Below are 8271 nucleotides of genomic sequence, written 5' to 3'. Positions count from 1 at the left end.
CTCCCGGTCCTGTCCCCACGGCGGAGCACGTGGACTATACCGGTCCCGCCCTGCCCGCCAACACCTCTATGGACAAGTACGACCTGGCCCTGGGGGAGACGGTGAGCCCGGTGGTGGGGGTGCTCACCTCCTCCTTCGGCTGGCGGGAGCACCCGGTGGATGGGGAGGAGAAGTTCCACAATGGGGTGGACCTGGCGGTGAATATGGGCACCCAGGTGCTGGCCTTTGCCGCCGGTACCGTAGACTATATCGGAGACTCCCCGGACGACTACGGTCTCTACCTCCAGATCGACCATGGCAACGGGGTGAAAAGCTTTTACGCCCATTGCTCCCAGCTGCTGGTCCGTCAGGGACAGACCGTGGCGGCGGGGGAGGCGGTGGCCCTGTCGGGAGACTCGGGCAAAACCACCGGGCCCCACCTCCATCTGGAGCTGAAGGTGGACGGGGTACGGATCAACCCCATCTATTATATTGAGACCGGCTGAATGAGATGGGGCCGGACGGAGATCACGGCGGGGGCCCTGGTGCTGTGGGCCGCCCTCTTTTATCTGGACCAGGGTGGTGCGGTGCCCCAGGTCCTGACCGCCTGCGCCCTCCACGAGGGGGGCCATTGGCTGGCCATCCGACTGCTGGGGGGGCGTGTTGCCGCCCTGCGGGTGACCTGCGTGGGAGCCGAGCTGCGGCTGTCCGCCCGGCACCCTATGAGCCCGGCGGGGGAGCTGTTGGCTGCTCTGGCGGGCCCGGCGGTCAACCTGCTGCTGGCCCTGGCCTGTGCCGGGCTGGGGGAGGGTTGGCACTACTTTGCCGGGCTCAACCTGGCCCTGGGCTGCTTCAACCTGCTTCCCCTGGCTCCTCTGGACGGGGGGCGTGCCCTGGGGTGTCTGCTGGCCCTGGCGGGGCGGCCCGGCTGGGGAGCGGGAGTGGCCAGAGTCTTGTCCGCCGCACTGTGCGGCGGGCTGCTGACGGGAGCCCTGCTGCTGTGGCAGGCGGGCGTGCCCAACCTGACCCTGCCCTGCCTGGCGGTATGGCTGCTGTGGGGGGCGGTGGGACGGCCGGCAAAAAAATAGAATTTCCCCTTGCTTTTTGTGGAAGGCCATGGTATACTATCTCGGACTCAAATAAAGGGCGGTCCTCTGCGGCTGCCGCCCCACAGACGGGCGGCGGGAATGGCCGGCAAGAACGCCTATCATCAGGAGGAACATCAAATGGATCTTATGCAGGCTTTCAGCGCCAAGTACCAGAAGGCTGAGCCCCCCGTGGCCAATGTGGGCGACACCGTCCGTGTTCACGTCCACATCAAGGAAGGCAACCGTGAGCGTATCCAGGTCTTTGAGGGCACTGTGATCGCCAAGAAGCACGGCGGCCTGGAGGAGACCATCACCGTCCGCCGGGTGTCCTACGGTGTCGGTGTGGAGAAGGTCTTCCCCATCCACGCTCCCGCTGTGGAGAAGATCGAGCTGGTCCGCAAGGGCAAGGTGCGCCGCGCCAAGCTGTATTACCTGCGGGACCGCGTGGGCAAGAGCGCCAAGGTCAAGGAGCGCATCTGAGCATTCAGAATTGTCCAAAAAAAGAGAGAGGCTGTGGCCTCTCTCTTTTTTTGTGCGCCTTTGCCCTTTTCAAACTACAAGATGTTGTGTATAATATCTTCCGTATTTCATTTTTATTGGGAACGAGGAGGCGGGGCTATGAACATTCAGTGGTATCCCGGCCATATGACCAAGACACGGCGGCAGATCCAGGCCGACCTGAAGCTGGTGGACCTGGTGGCGGAGATCATCGACGCCCGCATCCCCATCTCCAGCCGCAACCCGGATATTGACGAGATCGTGGGCGACAAGCCCCGGCTGGTTATCCTCAACCGGGCCGACCAGGCCGACCCCGCCATGAACAAGGTGTGGGGGGAGTGGTTCCGCCAGCAAGGCTGGTGGGTGCTGGAGACCAACGCCCGGGACGGCAAGGGGGTCAACCAGTTTTCCTCCGCCATCAAGTCCGCCCTGAAGGACAAGATCGAGCAGTGGAAGGCCAAGGGCCTGGTGGGCCGTCCGGTGCGGGCCATGGTGGTGGGGGTGCCCAACGTGGGCAAGTCCACCTTCATCAACCAGGTGGCCAAAAAGAAATCCGCCAAGGCGGGCAACAAGCCCGGGATCACCCGGGGCAAGCAGTGGGTCAACGTGGACCCCGGCCTGGACCTGCTGGATACTCCCGGCATTCTGTGGCCCAAGTTTGAGGACGAGACTACCGGTATGCACCTGGCCTTCACCGGGGCGGTGAAGGACGAGATCATGGACCTGGAGACCCTGGCCTGCCACCTGCTGGACATCCTGGGCCAGCGGTACCCCCAGGCGGTGGCTGCCCGGTACAAGGTGGAGCCCCAGCCCGGTCAGCCCGGCTGGGAGCTGCTGGAGGCCTGCGGCCGCAAGCGGGGCTTTCTCATCTCCGGTGGGGAAGTGGACACCGAGCGCATGGCAAGGGTGCTGCTGGAGGAGTACCGCAGCGGCAAGCTGGGGAACTTTACCCTGGAGACCCCGCAAGAAGTGTAAAGGAGTTTTTCCTGATGGATATGTGGGCCTGGGAGCGGAAGAGCCTGGAGGATGGACACAGGCTGATTTGCGGCTGTGACGAGGCGGGGGCCGGGCCCCTTGCGGGCCGGGTGTACGCCGCTGCCGTGATCCTGCCCTTGGGGGAGGACATCGACGGCCTTACCGACTCCAAGAAGCTCACTCCCAAACAGCGGGACCGCCTGTTTCCCCTCATCCAGGACCGGGCGGAGGCCTGGAGCGTGGCCTGGGTGGAGGCGGAGGAAATCGACGAGACAGACATCCTCAGCGCCCGGATGAACGCCATGCAGCGGGCTATAGACGGCCTGGGCGTGAGGCCTGACTTCGCCCTCATCGACGGCAACCGGGATCACGGCAAGGCGGGGGCCATCACCACGCCCCACACAACGATTGTAAAGGGAGATTCCCTGTCAGCTTCCATCGCTGCCGCCTCTGTTCTGGCCAAGGTGAGCCGGGACCGGTACATGGAGGAGATGGCGAAGTTGTACCCCCAGTACGCCTTTGAACGCCACAAGGGCTACCCCACCAAGCTCCACTATGAACGCCTGCGGCAGTACGGGCCCTGTCCCATCCACCGCCGTACCTTTTTGAAAAAGCTGTGAGCGGGGGAGAGGCCAGGCTGCTGGGCCGGTGGGGGGAGGCCCAGGCAGCGGAGTGGCTGCGGCGGCGGGGGTATACCGTCCTCGCGGCAGGATACCACAGCCGGTTTGGCGAGATCGACCTGATCGCAAGGGATGACAAGTACTTATGCTTTATTGAGGTCAAGCTGCGCAAGAGCGACGCCTTTGCCCCCGGCCGGGCGGCGGTGGACCGGCGCAAGCAGCAGAAGCTGCGCACCACGGCGGAGCTCTACCTGGCGGAGCATCCGTGTCCGGGACTCCAGCCCCGGTTTGACGTGGCGGAGGTGTACGCCCCCCAGGGGACGGCCACCCGGGACCCGGAGATCCAGTATATTGAGAACGCGTTTTAAGAGGGGGGATGGCCTTGGATATCGACCTCTTTGACGGCCACTGTGACACGGTGTGCCTGTGCTGCCAGTCCGGCGGAGGCTTTGGCCGCAACACCTACCACGTGGATCTGGAGCGGGCGGGGAAATACCGCCGGTACGCCCAGTTCTTTGCCCTCTTTGGCCAGCCGGAGGATTTTCCGGGCAAGTCCTTCCGGGAGATCTTTGACGCCGAGTACGGCCTGTTCCGCCGGGAGATGGAGGCAAATGCCGGCCAAATCGTCCACTGCCGGACGGCAGGGGAGGCGGAGACGGCCTTTGCCGCCGGGAAAATGGCGGCTTTCCTGTCGGTGGAGGGGGCTGAGCTGCTGGACTGCTCCCTGGAACGGCTGGAGGAGGCCCGCCGTCTGGGGGTCCGGGCGGTAAACCCCACCTGGAACCGGGCCAACGCCCTCTCGGGCACCAACGCGGAGGAGTCTGACAAGGGCCTCACACTCCAGGGAAAGGCCTTTGTCCGCAAGGCGGAGGCACTGGGCATGCTGGTGGACGTGTCCCACCTGTCCGATCCCGGATTCTGGGATGTGGCCGATACTCTGTCCGGCCCCTTTTTTGCCAGTCACTCCAACAGCCGTTCTATGTTTTCTCACGCCAGGAACTTGACCGACGGGCAATTTACTGCCATAATAGAGCACGACGGCGTGGCCGGCCTCAACCTCTTTTCCCTGTTTCTGGGGGGAGGGGGAGATCTGGAGACCGCCGCGGCCCATCTGGAACACTGGCTGGAGCTGGGCGGCGCCAAGCATATCTCCCTGGGGGGAGATCTGGACGGATGCAGCCCCCTGGCCGCCGGAGTGGAGGGCGTTCAGGACTACGACAAACTATACGAGATCCTACTCAGGCGCAATCACAGCGAGGACCTGATCCGGGATCTGTTCTTCAATAATCTGATGAGGGTAGTGAGCAAAGTATGTACTATGTAAGCACAAGAAACAAACAGGACCGGTGTACCGCCGCCCAGGCCATTGCCAGGGGCCTGGCCGCCGACGGCGGCCTGATGACCCCCGAGGTCTTTCCCAAGCTGTCCCCCAACGGCCTGAACACCATGCGGGACATGTCCTATCAGCAGCGGGCGGTGTTCATTATGAACTCCTATCTGGACGACTTCACCTCCTTCGAGCTGTCCACCTACGCCTCCAAGGCATATGGCGGCAACAAATTTGACGCCAAAGAGGTGGCGCCCGTCCGCCAGGTGGACCCCAGCACCTACTGCCTGGAGCTGTGGCATGGCCCCACCTGCGCCTTTAAGGACATGGCCCTGCAGATGCTGCCCCACCTGCTCACCGCCTCTTTGAAGAAAAACCAGGAGTCAAAGACGGTGTGCATCCTGGTGGCCACCTCCGGTGACACCGGCAAGGCCGCCCTGGAGGGCTTCCGGGACGTGGACCGCACCCGCATCCTGGTGTTCTACCCCAAGGACGGGGTCTCCGCCATCCAGGAGCTGCAAATGAATACCCAGGAGGGAGGCAACGTGGGGGTGTGCTCCGTGGTGGGCAACTTCGACGACGCCCAGACCGGGGTAAAGAAGCTCTTCTCCGACGAGATCCTCCGGGAGCAGCTGGCCGAGCGGGAGGTATTCCTGTCCTCCGCCAACTCCATCAACTGGGGCCGTGTGCTTCCCCAGATCGTGTACTATGTGTCGGCCTACTGCGACCTGCTCCGGGACGAGAAGATCCAGAAGGGAGACCCCATCAACGTCTGTGTCCCCACCGGCAATTTCGGCAACATCCTGGCGGCCTATTACGCCAAGGAAATGGGCGTGCCCATCCACAAGCTGATCTGCGCCTCCAACTCCAACAACGTCCTTACCGACTTCATCCGCACCGGACAGTATGACCGTAACCGCACCTTCTACAACACCATGTCCCCCTCCATGGATATCCTGATCTCTTCCAACCTGGAGCGGATGCTTTTCGCTCTGTGCGAGCACGATGACAGCCAGGTGCGGGAGTATATGAGCCAGCTCAACGCCACCGGTATGTACAAGGTAGGCCCCAACATCCAGACCAAGCTATCCAAGATTTTCGCCGCCGGCTACTGCGACGACGCCCAGACCCAGAAGGTCATCGGCCGGATGTGGAAGGAGCACAGCTACCTCATCGATCCCCACACTGCCGTGGCCTTCGACGTGCTGGACCAGTACCGCCAGGAGAGCGGGGACGCCACCCCCACCGTGGTGGTGTCCACCGCAAGCCCCTTCAAGTTCTGCGACAGCGTGCTGGGGGCCCTGGGGGTCACCGAGCTGGCAGAGGGGACCGCTATCCTGGATCAGCTTTCTGAGCTTACCGGCGTGCCGGTGCCCGCCCCCCTGGCCGCCCTGAAGAACAAAAACGTGCGCTTCCAGAACACCGTGTCCAAGGAGCATATGGTGGACAAGGTGCTGGAGATGCTCAGCTGAATGGCCCTCTTCGTCATTGGGGACACCCACCTCTCCCTGGCCTCCAACAAGCCCATGGATGTGTTCGGCGGCGGCTGGGAGGGCTATGTGGACAAGCTGCGGGAAGGCTTTCTGGCCGTGAGCCAGGAGGATACGGTAGTGCTGTGCGGCGACCTGTCCTGGGGTATGAGCCTGGAGGAGGCCCGGGCCGATTTCGCCTTTCTGGACGCCCTGCCCGGCGGGCGTAAGCTGATGCTCAAGGGCAACCACGACTATTGGTGGAACACCGCCTCTAAAATGAACCGTTTTTTTGCCGAAAATGGCTTTTCTACCCTGAAAATCCTCCACAACAACTGTTACGACTATGGAGAGTACGCCCTGTGCGGTACCCGGGGCTGGTTCTACGAGGAGAAGGGGGATCAGAAGGTGTTCAACCGGGAGCTGATTCGCCTGGAGGCCTCCCTGAAGGCGGCGGGGGAGCGGCCCAAGCTGTGCTTTCTCCACTATCCGCCCCTCTACCAGGGCTATACCTGTCCGGAGATCATTGCCCTGCTGGAACAGTATGGAGTGGAGGCCTGTTACTACGGTCATCTCCATGGGGGCAGCCACCGGCTGGCCATGGAGGGGAAGATCGGCGGGGTGGAGTACCGGCTGGCGTCGGCCGACTATCTCCGGTTCCGTCCTCAAAAAATTGCGGAATAATTGAAAAAAACTATGGAAATTTCTCAGCATATCTGATAGTATAAAACGGATAACGCGAAAGATGCCCCACCACCCGCCCCGGCGGGACTGCCGGGGCTGACAGGAGGAAGTAAACAAGATGAATGTCAAAAGCGTCGAGAAGCAGGAAAAAAGCACCGTTGCGGTAGTCATCGAGATCAGCGGCGAGGAGTTTGAGGCCGCCGTTCAGAAGGTCTATCTGAAGCAGCGGGGCAAGATCACCGTGCCCGGCTTCCGCAAGGGCAAGGCCCCCCGGAAGATCATCGAGGGCATGTACGGCTCCGGCGTGTTCTATGAGGATGCCATCAATGAGCTCTATCCCAAGGCCTACGCTGAGGCGGTGGAGCAGGAGAACCTGGATATCGTGTCCTGGCCCAACGTGGAGGTGCTGGAGGCCGGCAAGGACGGCCTGACCTTCAAGGCCACCGTCACCGTCCGCCCCGAGGTCAAGCTGGGCGAGTACAAGGGCCTGACCGCCGAGAAGGAGGAGGTCAAGCTCACCGACGAGGACATCGAGGGCGAGCTGAAGCCTTACATCAACCGGGCCACCCGCATGGTCACCGTGGAGCGTGAGGCTCAGAACGGCGATACCGTGGTCATCGACTTCGAGGGCTTCCTGGACGGCAAGCCCTTTGAGGGCGGCAAGGGCGAGGGCCACAGCCTGGAGCTGGGCTCCGGTTCCTTCGTCCCCGGCTTCGAGGAGCAGCTGGTGGGCGCTAAGGCCGGCGACGAGAAGGACCTGGATATCACCTTCCCCGAGGACTATCACGCCGACCTGGCCGGCAAGGCCGTGGTCTTCAAGGTGAAGGTCAACGAGGTCAAGGAGAAGCAGCTGCCCGCCATCGACGACGAGTTTGCCAAGGACGTGTCCGAGTTCGACACCCTGGAGGAGTTCAAGAAGGATCTGGCCGCCAAGCTGACCGAGCGCCGGGAGGCTCAGGCCAAGCGGGCCTTTGAGAGCGCCATCATGGAGCAGGTCATGGACAACATGGAGGTTGAGATCCCCGATCCCATGGTGGACTTTGAGGCCGACCAGATGGTGGAGGACATGGCCCGCCGCATCCAGGCTCAGGGCATTCCCTTTGAGCAGTACCTGGCCATGACCGGCATGAATATGGACATGTTCCGGGCCCAGGCCAAGCTGTCCGCCATGGAGCGGGTGCGCCGGGATCTGGCTCTGGGGGCCGTCATCGCCGCCGAGGGCATCGAGATCTCCGACGAGGAGCTGGAGGCCGAGTACAACCGTCTGGCCGAGGAATACAAGATGGAGCTGGACCAGGTGAAGGCCGCCGCCCCTGCCGACGACGTGAAGAAGGATCTGGCCGTGAAGAAGGCCGAGCAGGTCATCTATGACAGCGCCAAGGTGGGTAAGGCTCCCGCCAAGAAGAAGGCTGCCAAGAAGGCCGAGGGCGAGACCGCTGAGGGTGAGGAGAAGCCCAAGCGCCGCCGTACCACCAAGAAGAAGGTGGAGGAGGAGGCCCCCGCTGAGGAGGCCCCCGTCCAGGAGCAGACTGAGGAATAAGAAACCGGAGGGCGGGCATACTGTGTGGTATGCCCGCCCCTTGGACAGGGTGGTCGGGGGCCTTCTGGCCCCTACATCAAAATAAAGGAGT

10 protein-coding genes are annotated in these 8271 nt (G+C 62.8%); all 10 read left to right on the top strand.

Annotated features, from left to right (window positions below):
* Nucleotides 1-485: M23 family metallopeptidase (locus tag H6B51_RS06975; protein WP_204882993.1), on the top strand; the 485-nt coding region annotated here is incomplete at its 5' end.
* A complete protein-coding gene (locus H6B51_RS06970) occupies nt 486-1067 on the top strand; it encodes a site-2 protease family protein (RefSeq protein WP_204882992.1) in 582 nt (193 codons plus the stop codon).
* A gap of 138 nt (nt 1068-1205) precedes the next feature.
* Entirely contained in the window at nt 1206-1547 is a 342-nt protein-coding gene (gene rplS / locus H6B51_RS06965; RefSeq protein ID WP_204882991.1) for a 50S ribosomal protein L19, read from the top strand.
* Between the two features lie 138 nt (nt 1548-1685).
* Nucleotides 1686-2540: a ribosome biogenesis GTPase YlqF gene (gene ylqF, locus H6B51_RS06960; protein WP_204882990.1), complete on the top strand. Its 855-nt coding sequence runs from the start codon at nt 1686-1688 to the stop codon at nt 2538-2540.
* A 14-nt stretch (nt 2541-2554) separates the two neighbouring features.
* On the top strand, nt 2555-3160 hold the full coding sequence (locus tag H6B51_RS06955) for a ribonuclease HII (protein ID WP_204882989.1): 606 nt from the start codon (nt 2555-2557) through the stop codon (nt 3158-3160).
* Entirely contained in the window at nt 3157-3528 is a 372-nt protein-coding gene (locus tag H6B51_RS06950) for a YraN family protein (protein ID WP_204882988.1), read from the top strand. Before H6B51_RS06955 ends, H6B51_RS06950 begins: the two co-directional genes overlap by 4 nt.
* Nucleotides 3529-3542: 14 nt before the next feature.
* Nucleotides 3543-4484: a dipeptidase gene (locus H6B51_RS06945; protein WP_243421170.1), complete on the top strand. Its 942-nt coding sequence runs from the start codon at nt 3543-3545 to the stop codon at nt 4482-4484.
* On the top strand, nt 4472-5959 hold the full coding sequence (gene thrC / locus H6B51_RS06940) for a threonine synthase (RefSeq protein WP_204882986.1): 1488 nt from the start codon (nt 4472-4474) through the stop codon (nt 5957-5959). The genes H6B51_RS06945 and thrC overlap by 13 nt, the downstream gene beginning before the upstream one ends.
* Entirely contained in the window at nt 5960-6640 is a 681-nt protein-coding gene (locus H6B51_RS06935; RefSeq protein WP_204882985.1) for a metallophosphoesterase, read from the top strand.
* A gap of 118 nt (nt 6641-6758) precedes the next feature.
* Nucleotides 6759-8180, top strand: a complete 1422-nt coding sequence (gene tig / locus H6B51_RS06930) for a trigger factor (protein ID WP_204882984.1) — start codon at nt 6759-6761, stop codon at nt 8178-8180.
* Nucleotides 8181-8271: the final 91 nt, after the last annotated feature.

This window comes from Pseudoflavonifractor phocaeensis (genome assembly GCF_016901955.1).
GTDB lineage: Bacteria > Bacillota > Clostridia > Oscillospirales > Oscillospiraceae > Flavonifractor > Flavonifractor phocaeensis_A.
Note: the sequence above shows the minus strand (reverse complement) of the source record. Positions and strands in the feature narration are given on the sequence as shown.